The sequence below is a fragment of the Micromonospora rubida genome (genome assembly GCF_009908295.1).
In the GTDB taxonomy this organism is placed as follows: Bacteria; Actinomycetota; Actinomycetes; order Mycobacteriales; family Micromonosporaceae; genus Micromonospora; species Micromonospora rubida.
The window spans coordinates 81760-103427 of the sequence record NZ_JAAALO010000009.1 but is presented as its reverse complement, the minus strand read 5'-3'; the positions used below and the strand labels follow the sequence as shown (position 1 = coordinate 103427).

General features: G+C 71.6%; 15 protein-coding genes (1 of these 15 running past the window's edge). 4 read left to right on the top strand and 11 right to left on the bottom strand.

The window, feature by feature from the left end:
• Window positions 1–397 precede the first annotated feature (397 nt).
• The 3 genes from GVV04_RS26595 to GVV04_RS26585 are packed head-to-tail and all read right to left on the bottom strand — an operon-like array spanning window position 398 to window position 2526.
• Window positions 398–1621, bottom strand: a complete 1224-nt coding sequence (locus GVV04_RS26595) for a helix-turn-helix domain-containing protein (protein WP_161691670.1) — start codon at window positions 1619–1621, stop codon at window positions 398–400.
• Window positions 1608–2102: a hypothetical protein gene (locus GVV04_RS33535; protein WP_161691668.1), complete on the bottom strand. Its 495-nt coding sequence runs from the start codon at window positions 2100–2102 to the stop codon at window positions 1608–1610. Before GVV04_RS33535 ends, GVV04_RS26595 begins: the two co-directional genes overlap by 14 nt.
• A complete protein-coding gene (locus tag GVV04_RS26585) occupies window positions 2095–2526 on the bottom strand; it encodes a DivIVA domain-containing protein (protein ID WP_161691666.1) in 432 nt (143 codons plus the stop codon). Before GVV04_RS26585 ends, GVV04_RS33535 begins: the two co-directional genes overlap by 8 nt.
• A 186-nt stretch (window positions 2527–2712) precedes the next feature.
• Here GVV04_RS26585 and GVV04_RS26580 point away from each other — a divergent pair, with 186 nt between their 5' ends.
• The gene (locus GVV04_RS26580) at window positions 2713–2934 is read left to right on the top strand and encodes a FadR/GntR family transcriptional regulator (protein ID WP_161691664.1); all 222 of its coding nucleotides are present in this window, start codon (window positions 2713–2715) and stop codon (window positions 2932–2934) included.
• 1224 nt (window positions 2935–4158) lie between these two features.
• Here GVV04_RS26580 and GVV04_RS26575 read toward each other — a convergent pair.
• Both GVV04_RS26575 and GVV04_RS26570 read right to left on the bottom strand, forming a co-directional pair.
• Window positions 4159–4554 (bottom strand): hypothetical protein, encoded by a 396-nt coding sequence (locus GVV04_RS26575; protein ID WP_161691662.1) that lies wholly within the window; start codon window positions 4552–4554, stop codon window positions 4159–4161.
• Window position 4555: 1 nt separating this feature from the next.
• Entirely contained in the window at window positions 4556–5890 is a 1335-nt protein-coding gene (locus tag GVV04_RS26570; protein ID WP_161691660.1) for a transcriptional regulator, read from the bottom strand.
• Between the two features lie 450 nt (window positions 5891–6340).
• Here GVV04_RS26570 and GVV04_RS26565 point away from each other — a divergent pair, with 450 nt between their 5' ends.
• Window positions 6341–6886 carry a GNAT family N-acetyltransferase gene (locus tag GVV04_RS26565; protein ID WP_161691658.1) on the top strand — a complete coding sequence of 182 codons (546 nt, stop codon included), beginning with the start codon at window positions 6341–6343 and terminating at the stop codon, window positions 6884–6886.
• A gap of 126 nt (window positions 6887–7012) precedes the next feature.
• Here GVV04_RS26565 and GVV04_RS26560 read toward each other — a convergent pair whose 3' ends face one another.
• Entirely contained in the window at window positions 7013–8236 is a 1224-nt protein-coding gene (locus GVV04_RS26560) for a glycosyltransferase (protein ID WP_161691656.1), read from the bottom strand.
• Between the two features lie 709 nt (window positions 8237–8945).
• Between GVV04_RS26560 and GVV04_RS26555 the strand changes: the two genes are divergently transcribed.
• Both GVV04_RS26555 and GVV04_RS26550 read left to right on the top strand, forming a co-directional pair.
• The gene (locus tag GVV04_RS26555) at window positions 8946–9281 is read left to right on the top strand and encodes an SH3 domain-containing protein (protein WP_161691654.1); all 336 of its coding nucleotides are present in this window, start codon (window positions 8946–8948) and stop codon (window positions 9279–9281) included.
• A 429-nt stretch (window positions 9282–9710) separates the two neighbouring features.
• Window positions 9711–10487 (top strand): alpha/beta fold hydrolase, encoded by a 777-nt coding sequence (locus tag GVV04_RS26550; RefSeq protein ID WP_161691652.1) that lies wholly within the window; start codon window positions 9711–9713, stop codon window positions 10485–10487.
• On the opposite strand, the gene GVV04_RS26545 is transcribed toward GVV04_RS26550, so the two are convergent.
• From GVV04_RS26545 to GVV04_RS33530, 5 genes are all read right to left on the bottom strand, one after another.
• Window positions 10451–12541, bottom strand: coding sequence for an iron ABC transporter permease (locus GVV04_RS26545; protein WP_328822586.1), 2091 nt, complete (start codon window positions 12539–12541; stop codon window positions 10451–10453). The two genes, GVV04_RS26550 and GVV04_RS26545, sit on opposite strands and share 37 nt — an antisense overlap.
• Window positions 12538–13596: an ABC transporter substrate-binding protein gene (locus tag GVV04_RS26540; RefSeq protein ID WP_161691651.1), complete on the bottom strand. Its 1059-nt coding sequence runs from the start codon at window positions 13594–13596 to the stop codon at window positions 12538–12540. The genes GVV04_RS26545 and GVV04_RS26540 overlap by 4 nt, the downstream gene beginning before the upstream one ends.
• Complete coding sequence (locus tag GVV04_RS26535) at window positions 13593–14492, bottom strand: ABC transporter ATP-binding protein (RefSeq protein ID WP_161691649.1); 900 nt, start codon at window positions 14490–14492, stop codon at window positions 13593–13595. Before GVV04_RS26535 ends, GVV04_RS26540 begins: the two co-directional genes overlap by 4 nt.
• Window positions 14493–15367: 875 nt before the next feature.
• On the bottom strand, window positions 15368–15730 hold the full coding sequence (locus GVV04_RS26530) for a hypothetical protein (protein WP_161691647.1): 363 nt from the start codon (window positions 15728–15730) through the stop codon (window positions 15368–15370).
• Window positions 15731–16468: 738 nt separating this feature from the next.
• Window positions 16469–21668: the end of a type I polyketide synthase gene (locus tag GVV04_RS33530; protein WP_407938838.1), read on the bottom strand. Its footprint extends 22349 nt past the window's final position; 5200 of the gene's 27549 nt are visible here — the last part of the coding sequence; its start codon lies off the right edge, out of view; its stop codon occupies window positions 16469–16471.

Sequence of the window (21668 nt, the reverse complement as noted above, 5' to 3'; positions counted from 1 at the left end):
TAAGCCGACCAGAAATTGCCAGACAAACAGCGCTGCAGCGCAAACCAGGTCCTACTTACCGGAGGAAGGTATTTGGCCCCGGACGGCGCTGCCAACCCCTAGCAGGCCCCTAGCACTGCCCCTAGGAGCAGGGCCGCAGGCTGGGACGGAGCGCCCCTCGGACGGGCACCGGCCGGTGCCCGTCGACCGGCCGCCGGGCGGGTGCGACACCCGCCCCGGCCGGCTTCGCCGACCCCGTCGACACCACGCGCCCGCCGGCCTTTTCCACTGCGGCACATTGCACCATTCCGCGCAACGATGCGTGACGTCGCGCAGTGAGCAACTCCGCTACGGAGTTGTTCCTCTCACAGACCACCACTGTCCGGTCCGGCGGGTGGAGGAGGGGGCCAGGCGGTCATTATCCGATGCCGAGGGCCGTGGCGAGCCCGGCTACGTCCGCCGGGACCGGTCCGTGGCGGGCCAGGTCGGTGAGCAGCGTACGGGCCACCGGCCGCAACCGGACCTCGGCCGGTGCGGTCCGGTCCGCGTCGACCAGCGCGCGCCCGGCCGCGAGCGGATCGCCGACCCGGAGGTACGCGCGGGTGGCGTCGAGCAGGTACGCCGCCCGATGCTCGGCCGGTAATCGTCGCCAGTCGTCCGCGCCGACGACCCGCTCGTGCAGCACCACCGCCTCGCCACCGGCACCCAGCGCGACGGCGGCAGCCACCCGGGCCAACTCCACCGCAGTGGGCCCGAAACTGGTCCAGTGCCGGTCGTGGCCCTCGCCGATCTCGTCGGCGATCCCGGCCGCCCGGTCGAGCAGTTCCCGTGCACTGCGCTCGTCGCCGAACCCGGCGGCAGCCAGGGCGGCCTGAATCAGCAGCGTTCCGTGTAGCGCCAGGTCCGCTGGCGGGCCGTCGCGCCACACCCGGGGGACGATGCGGTACGCGGCGGCGATCGTGACGGTCAGGGCCGGCCGGGGGCGGTCGAGGGCGCGCAGTGCCTGCCCCAGCGGCACGGTGGCCGCCGCCGTCAGCAGCGGATCGCCGATGGCCACGGACATGGCCCGGTCGGCGGCGAACCAGCCGAGGTCACCCTCGCCGAGCTTCACCAACACCGAAGACGTGATCCGGTACGCCTGCACCAGCAGCTCCGCCGCGCCGTCCCCGTCCCCGCCGCCGCCGTTGGCGTGGGTGGCGTGGGCGTGTTGGGCGTCGGCGAGTAGTTCTGGCAGCGTCCGTAGTAGTTGGGGGTAGTCGGCGTGCTGGTATGTGAGCCAGGCGTGCCGTGCCCGCCGGCTCAGCTCGCCGGCCGGCGGTGCCGCCGGGGGGTTGCCGGGCACGTTCAGGGCGGTGTCGTAGCGGGCGAGGGCGGCCCGTACCCCGTCGACGCCGCGCACGGCGGCGCGGGCGGCCTGCGACGGTGGGGCACCGCGGCCGAGCAGCGCCACCGGGTCGACGCGCAGCACGTCGGCGAGGTCCTGGATGACGGTGAACCGGTCGAGGGCGCGGACACCTCGCTCGACCTTGTCGACCCAGCTCTTCGACTTGCCGAGCCGGTCGGCGAGCATCTGTTGGGTCATCCGCCGTCGGGCCCGTAGCCGGGCGATCCGGCGTCCTACCGGCAGGTCATGGGTGGTCACGACGCCACCGCCGGTCGGGCACCGCCCTGGTCGTGTCGTCCGCCGGTATCCGGTCCGCCTCGGCCTGCTGGAGCAGGCGTTGCCTCGCGGCCTCCCGTTCGGCGGCCTCGGCCTGCTCACTGCGGCTCTGCGCCGGGCTGTTGTCCGTGTCGCCCATGTCTGCCTGCCTTTCGATTGGGTAGGTAACGTCGGTGCCGGTCTTGATCTCCCGAGTAGGCGCGTGCTCCTGGGCCGCCCACATCTCCAACGGTCGGCCGCACCATCCGACGATGCGTTCGGTGATGTCAGCGGTGCTCATGCCGGTGATTTCGGCCTGGGCGTCCGGCAGGTACGCGGTCAGGTAGCGGGCGAGCGTGCGAATGTTGCACTGGCACAGCTCCTTGAGCTGGCGTTTGCGGGTGGGGCAGGGCCAGGGGTCCCCGCAGGCGAGGCAGTTCCAGTCCGGTCTGGACGGGCCGTGGATCGCCGGGTAATCAGCCATCGCCGCCCCCGTTTCCCGGCTGACGGTGGCAGCCCTGTTGGCGAGGGGAGTACGACGGCCACATGGGCGGACGCCGGTACTCACCGCGGGGCCGCTGCGCCCACGCCTCGCGAGGACGCCAGCGCTCCGCTCGCAGCTCGGTCGCGGCGTCGCGGTGGTGGCGGGCCTCGTCCCGAGCGGCGACGATCTCCTGGTAAAGCGTGTCCAGGTCGGCCTCTACCCGGCGGAGGAACCTGCCGACTGCCTCCGGGTCGAGGCCCCGCCGACCGAACCTGGTCAGCGGGAAGTCCTGCCACCGGACGTCGGCCGGCGTCAGCAGGTTTCGGCGGGACTGGTAGACCGCGCCGCCCCCAGGGGTGCCGCCGACGCCGATAGCAGGCCCGCCCCCAACCGGCTCGGCGGGTTCGTCTGTGCTGGGCTCCATGTGCCTCCGTCCTGCGCTGTCGAGATCGCTTCGCGGCCCGGCCGCTGAAACGACCCGGGTCGGGGTGGCGGGTGGGTTGATCGGGTCCGGTTCCTGCTGCGACTGGGCAACGGAGAACAAGCGGGCAGACAGTTAATGTGGCCTTTTGCAGGTGATCTCCTCGGGGTGCAACCCGAGGAGTTGCAGATGACCGCGAAGTACGTGCGGGTGGCAGAGGGCATCCGCGAGCAGATCCGTACGGGCAGGCTGTCCGTTGGGGACAAACTGCCCTCGATCAGCGCGCTACAGACCCAGCACGACGTGTCCTACGGCTCGATCCGTGGAGCCATGCTGGTACTCAAGGCCGAGAGCCTGGTCGAGGGCCGCCAAGGCGAGGGCGTCTACGTCACGGCCAAGCCGGCGGGCTGAATCCAGGGTCCCGGCAAAGTCGCGGAGTGTCCGGTACCGCGCAGATCGGAGCCGCGTACGTGGATGCCGCCGGTGCGGCGATCATCGCGCAATTCGGCTACTTAGTCCCGTCGCCGGCACCACCCCACCGAAGCCGTCCTGCCGCGCTGTTCCCCGCCCCCGCCGAACCTGCCCGCAGCCGTCCATGTAACGGGACTTACGTTCCGCTGCTTGGGATGACTGAAGATCTTGGAGGGAAGTGGCCCCTGGAGGGGCCACTTCCCTCCAAGATCTTCCATGCGGTCAGCCGTGTCGGAAATGGCGCTCATAGGCGTGACGCACGGCATGAGGGGCCGGGGTCTCGGTTCGAGAACTTCGACGATCTGCTGAAACCGCTCTGCCTGCGCTGCTCCCGCCAGCAAGGGCGCGTCTCCGCCAACCACCCCAGGCCGGAGACCCGCCCGACTTTGCCGGGGCCCTGGGGCTGAATCGCCTCCGCCCAGCAGTACGCCAGCCGCCAGAACGGACGGCACGAACGGCGCGGCTGATGATGGCAATAAGCGTTGCGCTCGTGGCGTCCATGTCGCTCCTCCCGCAACTCGGATCGTCGAAGTCCGCCGCGAACCTGTCGCCGGTGACCCCACTCCAAGTCGTAGACACGTAGCTTGTGCTGCTTCCACGATCGCGGTTCTTGCATAGCCCGGGAACACCGACCTAGGGGGAGAGTTGCGGGGAGACTTAACGGTTGCCGCGCGCCTGACCTGATGTTTCTGCGCGCGCAGGTGGCAAGATCGGGACTGGCCGTGATCGACGGAACAAGGGTTACGCTCTCGTCGCCGGGGTCCAGGCAGGATGGATCGCCGGTCCATTCACGTTTCACGCCGGAGGGCGACAACTACGTCGAAGTCGCCTTCGCGCTCGTCAGCACCATAGGAATGTGGGACTCGAAGGGCCGGACCAGTGCTGGAGTTCACCTTCGGAGGAGTTAACGGCGTTCATCGGCGGCATCTGAGACGGCGAGTTTGACGCGTACTGAACTGCCGCCTCGTCGGCGTGCCCGGGATCCCCGGGCACGCCACGCCGCCCCCGCCGACTTAAGTATCACCGTTTACAAACGCAGGTCTTCAAGCTGGCCGGCGGAGTGCCCGCCCCCTTCCCGCCAATCTCGCGCCGACTCCGAGAGGAGCCGGAGGCGAGGCGGGCATCGAGTGAAACGCTGTAGGTACTGCCGGCTCGCACCCCTGTTCAGCGCATCGAGATGAGCGTCTGCTCGATATGCTCGAAGATGTCCGAGTCCGTCTCTTGTTGCCACTCCGGCATGTTCGACCAGTCGGCTACGTAGGAAGCCTTCGGGTTTGGAAAGTGTCTGAATATCTGTGCAATCCAGCACAAGGCGACGAAGCGACCTTTCTGTTCACGAGTCAGCTTTGCGGTCGCGCCCTCGGCCACCTCGATGAACTGGTGGACCTGCTCATACACTGCGGCGGCGCTTATCCGTTCCCATTCGGGCGTGGCTTCCCAGGGCGTGACATAGCCCGGCTTCGGTTCGCCGGGATAGTACTTACGGACTCCGGCGATCCACGCCTCGCGGAACACACGTCCCGGTTCTTCGACCTGCACGCTCGCCCTCCCTGTGGTCACATCAATCCCTTGCCCTCATCAGGGCATTGATCTGGCTGTTGAGATGCTGCACGTGCGTGTCAGCAAGGAACGGCTGCAGGTGGTGCTGTAGTCGGTTTAGCTTGGCACCGACCACACCCGAGCCGCTCTGACGGGCAGTATCAAGAGCGGCGCCACCGTAGAGCACGATCTGGTGTGCTTCGCTACGCTGAACTCCGACCATGGCGAGATCTGTCAGGACGGCTCCGCGTCGACGCACGGAGAGGCTTTGCGACAAGGCGCCGGACAGTACCGGCTCGGCCAAATCTGGGCGCCCCAACTCGACGTAGCAGGCTCCGCGTTCCTCGGCGATCCGGGAACCGTCAAAGCGCAACCATCCACCGTTGTGGACCCGTCCGGGCAGGCGGTTGACCTCTTCGGCCTGGTCGAGCGCCCGCCGGCATCCGCCGAGGTCACCGAGGCCCGCGAGGGCCTGCGCCCGCACGGTATGCGCCCAGTGCCGGGTCGACAGCGCGCTGTTCCCGTTGCTGGCCAGGCCAGCGGCAACTTCAAGCATCGGTGCGGCCTGCCGGAAGTCACGCTCGTAGACGCTGATGAAGGCGTGGCGAATCATCGCGCACGCCCAGAGGTCATAGGCTGCGGCTTCTCGCGCGGCTGTTGCTGCCAGGACGTAGCAGTGTGCGGCCTCGCTGTACGCGTTCGCGTCGAAGGCGACCTCGCCGGCGAGCTGGAGCAGGTCGGCGGTGATCCCGCAGAGCCTGCGGTGTACAGATGTCGTGTGGGAGCGGCGTAGGTTGGCCGTGAGCGTAGTGAGCTGACGGTTGACCAGCGGCGACACGGCCATCTTGGACTCGGCCGCGCCGAACGTTGCCCACAACTGGAGGTTGAGACCCTCGTACTCGTCGAGGGTGGCTGGGTCTAGTCGCTTGTCCCCATCGCTGGAGGATTCGATGCGCGCCCAGTCGAGCTGGCCGCCCGGGACAGGCGCGGCCAGGAGCGCCCCTGTCAGGCTCAGCAGGCGTAGCAACTCGCGGCGGTTCATGTCGCCAGTGTCCGTGATCTGCCTGCCGGTCAGCCACCCGCCGCCGTGATCATCACCAGCGGTGAGCGGCTGACCCGGTGGCATCCAGTGCAAAACGGGGTCAGTATGGCGTTGGCCACGGGTGATGTAGAAGCCTAGGTCAGCGTCGCGAGAGGCCTTCAACACCGCACGGAATGCCTCCCGGGTCGCGGGCTTGGGCCAGCGGTGTTCCCCTCGTTCAAGCTTCCCGACGTGGTTGGCATCCAGGCTGGTTCTCGTGCCGTAGGTCTCCCACAGATAGGTGTTGACCGCCTCGGCGACTTCCTGCCGGGACATCCGTCGGCCTGAACCACTTGAGGACAGAAGTCGGCGACGGGCGTCACTGAGCAGGGTGTTGGGGCCATCCGACCGCCCGGGCTTTGGAGCCATCCCATCGCCGCCCTTCGAGACTCTCTGGTAGTCCTCTTGGGCAGCCCGCAAAGATCTTCGCCACCCTTACCCCCGGTCTGCTGGAACTTGGTCTTCGTCTCGCTGAACGGGTTCACCTGACGGTCCGGTTCGCCGGAATGCCACGCCAGGATGCCGGCGTTGGCACCTGATCACAAGACGCATCGCCGACGGGAAAGCTGTGCACCATCCGTGCGTGATGCTCGCGTGATTGCTGATCAAGTCGGCTGGCCGTCGAGAGCTATCCGTACGAACGACGCCCACGAACTCATCGATAGCATCGAACACTTCACCCACACCCCGGCCAACGCCCTCACCCGATAGGGCACCATCGGGGACATGGACCCGATCACCATCCCCGGCCGCGTCATCACCCTGCGCGACATGCGCCCCGATGACGCGGCCGGCGCGTGGGCAATCGTCGGAGACGACCGCGTCACCCAATGGCTCTCCTTCGACAGCCGGGACCAGGCCGCCGCCGTCGCCATGGTCGAAGGCACGATCCAACGCGCCCAACTCATCCCCCGCACCGAGTACTACCTAGCCGTCGCTAACGCCGCAGACCGGATGATCGGGTTCGCGCGGCTCGGCCTCACCGGCCACCAAGCCGCCAAGCTCGGGTACGCCATCGGCGCGGACCACTGGGGCCACGGCTACGCCACCGACGCCGCGCGCACGATCATCGACTACGGCTTCAACGTGCTGAAGCTCCACCGCATCACCGCGGCCATCGGCCCCGACAACGCCGCCTCCGTCGCCGTCGCCGAGCGGCTCGGCATGCAGTACGAGGGTCGGCTACGCGACCACGTCCACACCAACGGCGCCTGGCGCGACTCCCTGCTCTACTCCGCCCTCGCCCCCGAGTGGAGCCCTGCCGCCAGTTGATCGCCACCCGCAGTCAGCAATCTCGCGCCGACTCTGAGAGGACCTACACGACCTACAGAAACGTGGCCCTTTCGACCCGGCTCCGGCGCTGCGGCGCTGCCACGCGGTGGCCGGTAGCCGCCCCGCTCAGGCCCCCAGAGCCACGGTCAACCGCTCCGCGGCGACCTGCGCCGCGTCGGTGCGTACGACGCTGGCGAACTCGCGGGCCCTGGCGGCCACCTCCGGCCGCAGCGCGGTGCCGAGAGCCTCGGTCAGCGACTCGACGGCCGGCACCGTGCCGGAATGCACGGTGCCGATGCCGAGCGTGGACACCCGGCGCGCGAAGTAGTGCTGGTCGTACACCTGCGGTATGACAACCTGCGGCGTCCCCGCCCGCGCGGCCGTGGTCGTGGTGCCCGAGCCGCCATGGTGGACCACCACGGCCACCTCTTTGAACAGCGACTGCTGGTTCACCTCGCCGACCACCAGGCAGTCGGGTGTCCGGTCTCGCGACGAGAGCGGTGCCCAGCCTCGCGAGACGACCAGCCGGCAGCCGACCGCGCGCACGGCCTGCACGGCCGTCTCCAGCAGGCCCGGGGGCGCGACGACACTGCCGAATCCGACGTAGACGCACGGCCCGTCGGCCTCCAGGAAGGTCGTCAACTCGGCGGGCAGGGCCCGCTCATCCGGCAGGAGCCAGGCGCCCGGCTGGTAGACGGTCGAATCGGCGGCGTCCGGCCAGGGTGCCAGGGTCGGGTCGGTGGCCAGCCACGGCTGGTCGGTGTGGATGTGGTCGGTGACGTCATCCACAGTGTCCAGCCCCACCGCCGACCGCAGCGCGTTGAGCGGCGCGGCGAAGGTGTCGTTGACGTGCCGCAGGTTGGCGGCCCACAGGTCGCGGTTGTCGGCCGACGCGGGCGCCGGCACCTCCCCGAGCATCGGCAGCGGCAGCGGGGGGTGGTGCGGTGAGGGCAGGACCGCCGGGCAGAGCGCCACGAAGACGTACGGGATGCCGCGCTTCTCCGCCACGGTGCGGGCGGCGATCTGGAGGCCGGTCGACGCGACGAGGACGTCACAGTCCCGGGCGGCGGCCGACAGCACCTCGAACTGGATGCCGATGGAGGACTCGGCCAGCTGGCGGACCTGGGCGGGCGAGGGTTTGGGTACGGCGGCCCGCGACCTGGGCTCCGCCGACCTGCGCCAGGGCGGGCCGATGGGTACGAAGGGAATCCTGAAGGTGGCCACCCAGCGGGCGAAGTCGGGCGGGGCGCAGAGGCGGACCTCAAGGCCGAGGGCCTTCAACCGCAACGCGAGCGCCACCAGTGGTTGGACGTCGCCACGCGACCCGAGAGTCGACAGCAGTACGCGCATGATACTCGTTTTTCCGTCTCTTGCGGGTGGATCCGGGCGTGGCGGGTCGGCATCACCACGCTCAGCGCCGGGGAGATGGTGGGCAATGACATGGCGATCGTCTCCGTCAGACGAACTTGCCGTCGGAGGTCAGCGACGTCGTCAGAGGATAACGCTCCGCAAAGGGGAATCTTACTCATGAATAGGGGTCGATAGGGGTGCACTGTCCCTTCACGAGTTGTCGCCTCGGCCGGACCCACACCCACGCTCACGCGAAACCACACCGGGCGGGAACCGGCCGTCCGGGAACCACATCCGTCGGCCCCGGCACCGACGTCGGGCCGCCCCCGGCACGCCCCGCAACACCACCACCGGTGAGCTGACCTTCCGCCGTCTGACTGCCCGCCAGCGCCGCCCGCGCCTACGCCGCCCTCGACAATGCCGAGCAGGCCAAGGCCGCTATCACTGAGGCCGAGGACGCCTGGTCCCGCATACGGCCCGGCCAACGCCCTACCCCGAAAGGGCACCAGCGGAGGCATGGACCCGATCACCATCCCGGCCGCCCTCCCCGCTCAACGCTTAGTGCCGGACTCCCGGCCGCCGGCCTCGCGGACCGTGTCGCAAAGGCGACTCTTCGCTACAGTAAATTCATGATCACGAATATTGTTCGGGACGGTTCCACAATCAGCGGGAGGGAACAATCATGCGGTTACCACGTTGGATCACGGCTGTGGCGATCACGGGTGCGCTCGGGGTCGCCGTCGCGTCCCCGGTCTCGGCGGCGCCATCCGCCGGCACGGCCGAGCGGCTGAGCGGCGCGACGGAGGCCGACATCAGTCCGCAGCTGTTCTGCAGCACCAAGTTCATCGTGGACGGCGTGCGTATCCGCGCCGCTGCGAACACCACCAGCACGGTCCTCGGCCTTGGCTACAAGGGGCAGTGGTTCGACATCGACAAGTTCAACAACCCGGCGTTGAGCTGGGCCTACGGCACCAACAGGGCGACCGGGGTGAAGGGGTGGGTCAGTAACACCTCGGGATTCCTCGATGTTTCCCTGTGCCCGTGAAGATGTAACCCAGTAGGTGCAGGGGCTTCGGGATGCGCGCTGCCGACATCATCGGCCCCTGCCGGGCCGGCCTTCGCCGGGCCGGCCCTGACCGGGTGCGGGGCGTATTCGCCAGGCCGCCGCCCGACTGCCCGGTGTACGGGGCGGCATGGGGCGGCGACCTCTCGGGGCATACGCGGGAGAGGGGACATGGCTGAGGACCCGTGAGACCGAGGCCCTGGCCAGAATCAGTGAACGAACTGCTCACCGCAGGCCTCGGATGCGTCGCCACCGGCCCGGCCGCCGGGCAACACCGCACGGGAGGCGTACTCTGACCAGGCGTTCACCGCGCCCGGCCGCCACTCCACCTGGCCTACGCCGCTGAGCGCGGTGCCGCGTGGGCGCCGAGTTGTGCCGAATTCAGAACTCGGAAAATGGTGACGGGCGCAGATGGGCTACCTCCGGATCGGCGATGTCGACCTGTATTCGGAGGTCGCCGGCGAGGGCGATCCCGTCCTGCTGCTGCACGGTGGCTTCTGCTCCCTTGAGTCGATGCGGGCGCAGTCCGACGCGCTCGTGCCGGAACACCGGGTGTTCGCCTTCGAGCGTCCCGGGCACGGTCGGTCGGCCGACATCGACGGGGAGTACGACTACGCGCGCGGGGTCGCCGACACCCTGGCCTACCTCGATGCCGTCGGCCTCGAATCGGCGCACGTCGTCGGCTACAGCGACGGCGCGATCATCGGGCTGCTGCTCGCCCTCGACCACCCGGGGCGGGTGCGCTCGCTGACCGCCATCAGCGCGAACCTCGACCCGTCGGCGTTCACGGATTCGGCCTCCCCCGTCCTCGATGCGCTCGAACGCGAACAGGGACCGGACGTCGAGCGGATGCACTACGAACGCCTGTCGCCGGACGGGCCGGAGCACACGGACGTCGTACTCGCCAAGCTGTTCCGCCTCTGGAGGAGCGAGCCGCACATCGACCCGGCCGAACTCGCCCGGATCGCGGCGCCGGTGCTCGTGATGTCGGGCGACCGCGACACGATCCCGCCCGGCCACAGCCTGCTCATCGCCGCGTCGATTCCCGGCGCGCAGTTGTGCATCGTGCCGGGCACCACGCATGGCCTCCTCGCCGAACGCCCCGAGCTGGTCGGCGCGCTCATCCGTGCCTTCGTGCGGCAGGCCGCCGGTCAACCGCGTGAGCGACGCAGCAGCCAGACGAAGTAGGGCGCTCCGACGAGGGCCATCATGAGCCCGGCGGGGATCTGCGAGGGGGCGATGAGCGTACGGCCGAGGGCGTCGGCGACGCAGACGAGCAGGCCGCCGAGCAGCATGGCGACCGGGACGATGCGCCCGTGCCGAACGCCGACGAGGCTGCGGGCGATGTGGGGGGCGACGAGCCCGACGAAGCCGACCACGCCGACCGCGATCACGCTCACCGCCGCCACGACCGCCGCGATCGTCAGCAGGGTGAGTCGCGCGCCTTCCCGGCGGACGCCGAAGATCCGGGGGGTGTCCTCGTCGATCGCCAGGAGGTCGAGTTGGCGGCGCATGCCCAGCACCGCGGGGGTCGCGAGGAGCAGCACGAGCGCGACCGGCAGCACGTCGGCGAAGGACCGGCCGTAGGTCGTGCCCGAGAGCCAGGTGAGGATCCTCGGCGTGTCCCACGGATCGGCGCGCAGGAGCAGGAAGGTGCTGATGTCGCTGAGCGCGTAGCCGCAGCCGATGCCGATGAGCAGGAAGCGGTCGGGGAGCAGCCCTCCGCGCCACGCCAGCAGGGCGATGAGCGCGAAGGTGCCGAGTCCCATCGCGACGGCCGTGACGATGAGCGCGGGACGTCCGCCGGCCACGCCCGAGGTCACCACGATCACCGCGCCGAGGCCGGCACCGGCGGTGATACCGAGCACGCCCGGCTCGGCCAGCGGATTGCGTACCGTTCCCTGCACGACGGTTCCGGCCAGCGCGAGCGCCGCACCGGCGACGACGGCCGCCGCGACCCTCGGGGCGCGGTCGTCGAGTGCCCGGCCGATCAGGTCCGGCGCGGAGCCCTGGAGCCAGAGCGCGATGTCGCCGGCGCGGAGCCACAGGCTGCCGGCCAGCAGGCCGACCAGCACCGCCGCGACGAGCAGACCGGCCGCGACGACCACGACGGTACGGAAGCGGCGGCGCGAGCGGATGGCGACGAGGGCCCGGGGCGCATTCCGCGCCGCTCCCGAATCGCGCAGCCGGAGCGCCAGGATCACGATGACGATGGCACCGAGCAACGAGGTCGGGATTCCGGTGGGAATCGAGGCGGCCGCCTGGGCGCCGAGAACCGCCCGGAGCACGTCGTCCGCGAGGAGCACCAGAAGTGCCCCGACCAGTCCGCAGGCCGGGACCAGGAAGACGTGCCGGCTCAGCACACCGATGCGGCTGGCCACGAGGCGCACCACGACCGGCGCGGCGAGGCCGACGAAGGCGATGGGACCGGCCAGCGTCACCGAGAGGCTCGTCAGCAGGACGGCGCAGAGCACCGCGACGACCCGGGTCGAGCGGATCGGCACGCCGAGCGAAGCGGCCGTGTCGTCGCCGAGGCCGAGCACGTCGAGTCGCCGGGCCAGCAGCACGGCGACGGTGAGCACGACGACGATGACCGGGACGGCACGCATGGCGGCGTCTATGTTCAGCTGGGCGAGAGAGCCGCTGCCCCAGGCGTACAGGCCGGTGGTGCTCTCCTTGAACAGGATCAGCAGCATGGCGGTGGCCGCGTCGAGAGCCATCGCGACCGCCGAGCCGGCCAGGATCAGCCGCGTCGACCCGGCGCCCGAGGCGGTGCCGACGAGGCCGAGCACGAGTCCCGCGGCGAGCAGACCACCGGCGAAGGCCACGGCCCCCGAGGCCCACAACGGCACCGCGAGGCCGAACGCGGCGACTGCGCACAGCGCGAAGTAGGACCCGGCGGTGACGGCGAGCGTGTCCGGAGCCGCCAGCGCGTTCCGGGTGACCGACTGGAGCAGCGCCCCGGCCGCGCCGAGCGCCACGCCGACCGCGATCCCGGCGAGCATCCGAGGCAGGCGGGACCCGGTCAGTACGTCGGTGACCGGTACGCCGCCGACATCCTCGCGCGCCCCGAAGAGATAGCGCAGCAGGTCCCAGAAGCCCACCCCGGAGGTGCCCTGCGTCATGTGCCACAGCCCGGCCACGACGACCACGACGAGCAGGACGGCCAGTACGGCCGCCCCGCTCGCGCCGCGACCGAGCCCGACGCGGGGCATCGGCCGTGGCGCGGGGGTGTCGCTCACTTCCCGGTCAGGATCTTCACGTAGGCGTCGATCGCTTCCTCGTTCGACTTCGGGCCGCCGGCTCCCCAGACGCCTGCGGGGAAGGCGTACGCCCGGCCCTCCTTGACGGCCGGGAGCGCGGTCCAGATCGAGCTCTTGCGCAGTTCCTTGACGTAGCTGTCCGGGGTGTCGTCGTCGGAGTAGAACAGGGTCGCGCTCCCGACGGCGGTGAGTCCCTCGATGTCGGTCTGCGCGAGACCGTACGAGGGGTCGACGCCGCCGCTGCCGTATGCCGCGTTGATCTTGTCGGTCCAGGCCGGAACCAGGCCGAGCTGCTCGCCGAGCTCCGTGAAGAGGGCACCCTTGCCGTACGGGCGGATGACGACGTTGCCGCCTTCGATCCAGCCGTCGAAGAACAGGAAGTCCTTGGACTTGACGTTCGCGGCCTCGGCCGCCTTCTTGGCTTCGGCGAGGTGTTCGTCGAACTGCCGCAACACCAGATCGGCGCGCTCGGTGCGGCCGGTGGCCTGACCGATCATCGAGAACACCTTCTTCATGTTCTCGATCTGGCCCGAGGCGTCGGCCCCGACCGTGGCGAGCACGGGGACACCGCGCTTCTCGAGCTTGGCGATCTGCTCATCGTCGGCCTTGAACGCCTCCACGATGATCAAATCGGGGTTCGTGGCGTACAGCGCGTCGAGGTCAGGCTCGCCGCGCTCGCCGGTGTTGACGACGCTCGACGGGAGCGGCTCCGCCTTCACATAGGTTCCGTACCCCTTCGTGTCGGCCGCCGCGACCGGAGTGAGGCAGAGCGTGAGCAGGTCCTCGGTCTGCTGCCATTCCAGCACCGCGACCCGCTGGGCGGGCTTGGCCAGCTCGACCTTGCGGCCGACGCCGTCGGTCATCGACACCGGGCCGGTCGATGTTGTCGTCTTGTCGTCGGCGCAGGTCTGCGACGAGGGGGCGGTCGGGGTGGCGGCGGGTTCGTCGACCTTCGTGGTGCCGCAGGCCGTGACCGTCACGGCGATCGCGGTGAGCGTCGCGGCGGTGGCCGCGAGGCGGGTGGCAAGGATCATGCGAGTTCTTCTCCTGAGTTGACGTTCCGGTTCCGGGCGGGGTGCCGCCCGACCGGGTCGATGCGAAGGCGGCCGGTGCGGGGGTCGACCTCGACCTCCACGCGCAGCTGGTAGACCTCGCCGATGTGCTCGGCGGTGAGCACCTCGATCGGGTCGCCTGCGGCGTGAATGCGCCCGGCGTGCATGAGGACCAGCGTGTCCGCGACGCGTGCGGCGTGGTCGAGATCGTGCAGCACGACGCCGACGGCGACGCCGTGCTCGTCGACGAGATCCCGGACCAGGTCGAGCGTCTCGATCTGGTAGCGCAGGTCAAGATGGTTCGTCGGCTCGTCGAGGAGCACGACGCCGGTCTCCTGCGCCAGGCAGGCAGCCAGCCACACGCGCTGCATCTCGCCACCGGACAGCTCGCCGACCGGCCGCTCGGCCATGTCCTGCACGCCGGTGACCTTCATCGCGCGCCCGACCGCCTCCCGGTCCGCCACGCACGGGCCGGCGAAGCGGCGCCGGTGCGGATGACGCCCGAACGAGACGACCTCGTGCACCGTGAGCCCGTGGGGGGCCTGACGCGACTGCGCGAACAGCGTGACCTCCCGCGCGAACTGACGCACGCTGAGCAGCGACACCGGGCGCTCCGGCTGCCCGTCACGGCTGCCGAGCAGCACCTCGCCGCCATCCACGCGATGCAACCGGGCAAGGGCTCGCAGCAGCGTCGACTTCCCGCTGCCGTTCGGCCCGACCAGCGCCGTCACGCGACCGGGCGCCAGCACCACCGAGACGCCGTGGACCACCGCCGTCTTTCCGTAGCGCAGCACCAGCTGTTCACCACGCAGGACGGCCCCCGCCGCCGAGCTGGCGGCCCCTCGCCGAGCGGCGAGGGGCGCAATGGTCACGGGCATCGATCGGCTCCGAATCACGGGGGTGGCAGGCGCAGCATGCCCGGGTCGAGGCAGGCAAGGTTAGGGTTGCCTTGCCTAACGGAGGCTAGGTGATGTTCGGGGTGTCGGCAATCTTGCACCCAGGACAGGCCATCCGGATTCCGGACATCAAGCGCGATACAAGGGCAGCGGGCAGCCCGGGAGTCATCTTGATCACTCGCCGGAAAGCGGCGACGAACGTGCTCGGCTGGGAGCAGCCGGGCCCGACCCAGAGCCTCGGCACAGTCTTGAGGGCCTCCGGCTTGGCAGGTCCGGGGGGATACGTGCGCTACCGACATCGCCGGCCCCTGCCGGGTCGGCCTTCGCCGGGTCGGCCTTCGCCGGGTCGGCCCCGGCGGCGGCGAGCCGGTCGAGGGTGGCGTGCGCGGCCGGGGTGTGCGGCCGGGGGTGGGCGCGGCCGGGGTGCGCGGCCGGCGTATGCGCGGCCGGCGTATGCGCGGCCGGCGTATGCGCGGCCGGCGTATGCGCGGCCGGCGTATGCGCGGCCGGCGTATGCGCGGCCGGCGTATGCGCGGCCGGCGTATGCGCGGCCGGCGTGCGCGCCGCCGGGTCGGTCCACCCTCCGTCGATCCTTTGGAGCTGCCCCGTTTGTGCTACCGGCGGAGCGGGCGCGTAAACGGGGCAGCTCCAAAGGGGCCGACAGGCAGGTCCCCGACCGGATGCGGGGGCAATCGGCCGGCCGCCACCCGGACTGCCCGATGCACGAGGCGGCATGGGGCGTCAGGCGCCGGATCGGAACTCCGCCGTGGAAGGAGCTCGCATCTGAACGGGGTGCACGCTCATGCCGCTGACCGGGCGAGAATGGCGCGATCGTGCTCGGGCTGGTTTGCCGCCCGTCACGCACCGGGAACGATGTTGCTCTGTCTCTCCTCGCCGGTGTCGAAGAACCTTGTCAGGTAGGCCGGCGGCTCCAGCTCGCTCGCCCGAACCAATGAGAAGACCTCCGCCCCGTGCCCCGGCTCATCGAACAGCCAATACGCCTGGGCAAGTCCCACAAAGTCAATGCCGGGTTGCTCGGCCGCGTACCTGAGCGCTTCGTCCTCCGCCAGGGCAATCGCTTGGTCGAAACCCTGGGCTCGCCATAGTGTCAGCCGGTCCTCGTACAACTGGCTCGTCGGGTCAACTCCCAGTCGGAAAACGCATCGGACAGAGAACCAGTGGACCTCGTCCTGCAGCGCCCCATCGCGCAATCCTGCCATCCATACATCGTCCCGCTCTGGCCTGGTCCGCAGCGAACCGATTACGACGAGACAAGGCCTGCACTCGCCTGCCGTGGTGGGCGTGTCCCAGACCGTGAGGGCCTCCGCGACACCGCTTGAGGATCATGTCGCACATCAAGGTGGGACGTAAGCGTTGTCCCCGTCCCGCCGGCCGAACGGCTCGCCCGCGAGGTCACGCACGCGTGGACCACCTTCCAGCGCGCCCGCTACCCGCAGGCGATCAACCTGCTGCCGCAACCACTGACCGACGTGCAACGCACCGATCGGGGAGATCTTGGAAGATTTTGGCCCCTGGAGGGGCCGTTTGCTTCCAAGATCTACCGATTCCGGGGTCGGTCGGCCTCCCGGGGACCGGTGCCGGTTTGGGTGGGCGCGCGAAGCCGTTCGATCGTGGTCGCTGTGCGGACCAGGAACATGTCAGGGGTTCGCCGGGGCTCCTCCGCCCAGGGAGCAGACCTGACAGCCCGCAGCGGGCGGGCCCGGCGAACCCCGCGCGCCGAGCCGAGGTAGGCCGACTTCGACACAGGCCCCAACAGGCCGGAACGCCTCGGACGACGCCCGATCCGGCACGCTCGCCGCCGGCTCGGCACGAACTGCTCATCGCCATGGCCGACCTCGCGGGCCTGCCTACATCGCCCGAGACCGGCGCGCACGCCAGCGCCGCCGAGTACACGCGAGTCGCGCTGTCCGTTTCCCGCCGCAGACTGCTCTCCGTGCTCAGGGCGTCTCCCCGAAAGGCACCTCACCGCCGGGGCCGCCGAGTTCGCGCCGGATGAAGTCGAAGATCTCGGCGTCCGTCGCGTCGTCGAGGGTCTGGGTGACCGGTTTCTCCTCGGCCGGCGCGCGGTCGTCGCCCCACCGGGCGACGAACGCCTGCAACTGGACCAGCAGCTTCTGCCGGGTCAGCCGGTCCGGCGCGTCGGCCGCGAAGGCGGCGTCCATGCGCTCCAGCTCGGCCAGCAGCGGCGCGGACGTCGCGGTGCCGTCGTCGACGAGCTGGTCGCGCAGGTGCCGGGCCAGCGCCACCGGCGTCGGGTAGTCGAACACCACGCTGGGGGGCAGTTGCACGCCGCTGGCGGCGCGGAGCCGGTTGCGCAGCTCCACGGCCGTCATCGAGTCGAACCCGACCTCCCGGAACGCGCGGTCGGGTTCCAGCCCCCCGCCGTCGGCGTGGCCCAGCACGCTGGACGCCTGCGCGCACACCAGGTCGACGAGGATCACCTCGCGCTCCCCCGTACCGAGTGGGCGCAGCCGCTCCCGCAGTGCGGCAACCGCCTCGTCGTCCGCCGGCTGGCGGGCGTCGTCGGCGGGCAGCGCCTCGCGCGCCTCGGGGATCTCGGTCAGCAGCGGGCACGGGCGCATGGCGGCGAACGTCGGCACGAACCGTTCCCAGCGCACGTCCGCCACGACGACGGTCGCCTCGTCGCGGACCGCCCGGGCGAGCGCCTCGACGGCCAGCTCCGGGGGCAGGGCCGGCAGCCCGCGCCGGCGAAGCTGCTCCAGCTCCGGCGACGCCGGGTCGTCCTGCCACGGCCCCCACGCCACGTCGGTGGCCGGCAGCCCGGCGTGCCGGCGGTTCGCAGCCAGCGCGTGCAGCAGCGCGTCGCCGGCCGCCTGACCTGCCCGACCACCCGCGCCCCACACCCCCGAGATGGAGGTGCACAGCACGAAGGCGTCGACCCGCCGGTGGGCCAGCTCGTCGGCGTACCGGGGGATGTCACCCACGGTCGCGACGAGGTCCGCGGCCAGGGCCGCGACGGTGAGCTCGGCCAGTGGCACCGACCCGGTCTCCGCCGGGACGTGCACCAGCCCGGTGACCGGCCGGCTCTCGGCGGCGAGCTGCTCCATCAGGTCGGTGAGCTTGCCCGCCGCCGGCTCCTCCAGCGGCAGCACCTCGGCGCCCTGCCGGGCCAGCCACGCGCCGGTGTGCCGGGCCAGTTCGCCCGCCCCGCCGGTGAGCACGACGGTCCCATGCGGCGTGTACGCCCGGCCGGTGTCCGCCGGCCGGGCGGTGTCCCGCACGAGGCGTCGGGTGTGCACCTCAGCACCCCGGATTGCGAGCTGGTCCTCCCCCTCGACGTTGGTGAGCGCGGTGACCAGCGCGGCGTACGCCGCCTCGTCGGGGCGGCCGGGCAGGTCCACGACGCCCCCGAGGTGCCTCGGGTGTTCCAGCGCCGCGACCAGGCCGAGACCCCAGGTGGTCGCCTGCGTGGGGCGCGCGACCGGCTCGTCGTCGACGGCGACTGCGCCGGTGGTGGCCAGCCACAGCGGCACGGCCGGGCCGGGCCGCAGGGTGTGCGCCTGCACCAGCAGCAGGTTCGCCGCGAGGCCGGTCGGCAGGGCGGTCTGCCCGGGGTGCGGGGCGTCGTCCAGCGCCAGCAGGGACAGCAGCCCCGTCGGCAGGTGCTCCGCGCCGAGCCGGTCGAGGTCGGCGGCGAGGGCCTCGCGGGTGACGGTGGCCGGGTCGACCGGCAGCACGTGCACGGTCGCCCCGGCGGCGGTGAGCGCGGCCACGATCCCGCCCGGGTCCTGCTGCCTCGGGGTCACCACCAGCCAGGTGCCCGGGTCGCCGACGGTCATCGGCCGCCGCCGCCAGGTGACCCGGTACCGCCACCCGTCGAGGGTGCCGTCCCGGTGCTGGCGTCGCCGCCACGAGTCGAGTTCCGGCAGCACCTGGCGGATCGGCTGGTCCGGGTCGATGCCCAGCCGGCCGAGGTCGCCGTCGGTGACCGCCCGCCAGAACTCGTCGTCGACCGGGTCGGCGGCCGTGGCCGGGGCCACAGTCAGCGTCGGCCAGTAGCGCTGCGGCTGGAACGCGTACGTGGGCAGGTCGGGCAGGTCGCGGGGGGCCGGGCGGGGGCCGGCCAGCGCGCCGAGCACCGCCGCCCAGTCCACGTCCCGCCCGCCGGCGTGCAGGGCGGCGAGGGCGGCGAGCAGTGCGGCCGGCTCGGCCGCGCCGGCCCGCAGGGCCGCCACGGCCGCCCCGTCGGAGTCGGTGGGCAGCAGGCCGGCGGTGAGCGCGGTCAGCACGCCCTGCGGCCCGAGCTCCAGGAACGTGTCCACCCCGGCCGCCCGCAGGGCCGTGACCCCGTCGGCGAACCGGACGGCCTCCCGGACGTGCCGCACCCAATAGTCCGGCGTGCGCAGCTCGTCGCCCTCGGCGACCGCGCCGGTCAGGTTCGACACCACCGGCAGGAGCGGGGCGGAGAAGGTCAACCCCGCCAACACGGTACGGAACTCGGTGAGCATCGGCTCCATCAGCGGACTGTGGAACGCGTGACTCACCGTCAACCGGCGGGTGCGAACGCCCCGGCCCTGCCACGCCATCTCGATCTGGTCGAGGACGTCCACCGCACCGGACACGACGACGGCCAACGGGCCGTTGACGGCCGCGATCCCCACCCGCTCGGTGAAGCCGTCCAGGCTGGACAGGACATCCACTTCCGACGCGTTGACGGCCAGCATTCCGCCGCCGGCCGGCAGCGCCTGCATCAGCCTGCCCCGCGCCGCCACCAGGGCGCACGCGTCGGCCAGGGACAGCACGCCGGCCACGTGCGCGGCCGTGATCTCGCCGATCGAGTGGCCGCCGACCAGGTCCGGCGCGACCCCGAACGACTCGACCAGCCGGAACAGCGCCACCTCGACGGCGAACAGACCGGCCTGGGTGAACACGGTCCGGTCCAGCAGGCCCGCCTCGGCGGTGCCCTCCTCGGCGAACAGCACCGGCTTCAGCGGCTGCGGCAACAGCGGGTCCAGCCCGGCGCACACCTCGTCCAGCGCCGCCGCGAACACCCCGAACGCGGCGTACAGCTCCCGGCCCATGCCGGCGAGCTGGGCGCCCTGGCCGGAGAAGAGGACGGCGAGGCCGCCGGAGCGGCGGCGGGCCGTGGTGAGCGCGGGATGCGGCTCACCGGCGGCCAGCGCCCGCAGCGCCGCCGACCGGGTCGGCCCGTCGGCCGCGACGACGACCGCGCGGTGGCCGAGGTGGGCCCGTCCCGCCGCGAGGCCCCAGGCGATCCGGCCGGGGTCGCCCGCACCGGTCGCCACCAGGCCGGCCAGCCGGCCCGCCTGGCCGCGCAGCCCGGCCGGGTCCGCCCCGGAGAGCAGCCACGGCAGGGGCGTCGGGTCCGCCGACCGGCCAGCCTGGTCGCGCAGCCCGGCCGGGTCCGCCCCGGAGAGCAGGGGCGTCGGGTCCGCCGACCGGCCGGCGGCCGGGTTCGGGTCGACCCGGTGCCCGTCCGGCACGGCCGGCGCGGTCCCCCGGTTCGGGTCGACCCGGTGCCCGTCCGGCGCGGCGTGGTCGGTCCCCCGGTCCGGTTCGACGGCCGGCTGCGGCGCGGGGGCCTCCTCGATGATGACGTGGGCGTTGGTGCCGCTGATCCCGAACGAGGAGACGCCGGCCCGGCGGGGGCGGTCCGTCCCGGTCCACGGCCGGGCCTCGGTGAGCAGCGCCAGCGCGCCCGACGACCAGTCCACGTGCGGGGTCGGCGCGTCGACGTGCAGCGTCGCCGGCAGCAGCTCGTGCTGGAGGGCGAGCACCATCTTGATCAGGCTGGCGGCACCCGCCGCGGCCTGGGTGTGCCCGATGTTCGACTTGACCGAGCCCAGCCACAGCGGCCGGTCCGCCGGCCGCTGGTGCCCGTACGTGGCCAGCAGCGCCTGTGCCTCGATCGGGTCGCCGAGGGTGGTGCCGGTGCCGTGCGCCTCGACGGCGTCGACGTCACCGGGCGTCAGTCCGGCGACGTCCAGCGCCTGCCGGATCACCCGCTGCTGCGCCGGCCCGTTCGGGGCGGTCAGGCCGTTGCTGGCGCCGTCCTGGTTGACCGCGCTGCCGCGCACCACAGCGAGGATCCGGTTGCCGTCGCGCTGCGCGTCGGAGAGCCGTTGCAGCAGCAGGATGCCGACGCCCTCACCCCAGCCGGTGCCGTCCGCGCCGGCGGCGAACGCCTTGACCCGGCCGTCCTCGGCGAGGCCGCGCTGCCGGGAGAACTCCAGGAACGCCCCCGGCGTCGACATCACCGTCACGCCGCCGGCCAGGGCCATGTCGCACTCGCCGGAGCGCAGCGCCTGGGCGGCCAGGTGCAGGGCGACCAGCGCCGACGAGCAGGCCGTGTCGACGGTGACCGCCGGCCCGTGCAGGCCGAACGAGTACGCCAGCCGGCCGGAAACGACGGAGGCGCCGTTGCCGGTGGCCTGGTAGCCCTCCACCTGGGACCGGGCGCCGAGCAGCAGGGTGGCGTAGTCCTGGCCGTTGGTGCCCATGAACACGCCGGTGGCGGTGCCGCGTACCCGCTGCGGGTCGATGCCGGCGGACTCGAACACCTCCCAGGTGGCGTGCAGCAGCAGCCGCTGCTGCGGGTCCATGGCCAGGGCCTCGCGCGGGTTGATGCCGAAGAACGCGGCGTCGAACCCGGCCACGTCGGTCAGGAAGCCGCCGCTGCGGGTGTAGCTGGTGCCGACCCGATCCGGGTCGCTGTCGAACAGGGAGCCCAGGTCCCAGCCCCGGTCGGTGGGCATCGGCGTCACCGCGTCCGTCCCCTCGGCCAGCAGCCGCCACAGCTCCTGCGGGGACGACACCCTGCCGGGGAAGCGGCAGGCCATCGACACGATCGCGATCGGCTCGTCGGCCGCCGGCCGGACCACGGTGCCGCCGGCCGCCGGGCCGTCGGCCGCGCCGGCCACCAGTCCGGTACGCAGGAAGCGGGCCAGCTCCAGCGCCGACGGGTGGTCGAAGACCACGGTCGACGGCAGGGTCAGCCCGGTGACCCGGCCGAGCCGGTCCCGTAGCTGCACGGCCGCGAGGGAGTCGAAGCCCAGCTCCCGGAAGGCACGACCGGCCGGCACCTGGTCGGTGGAGCCGTGACCGAGGACCGCCGCCGCCTCCGCCCGGACGAGGTCGACCAGCAGCGTCTCCTGG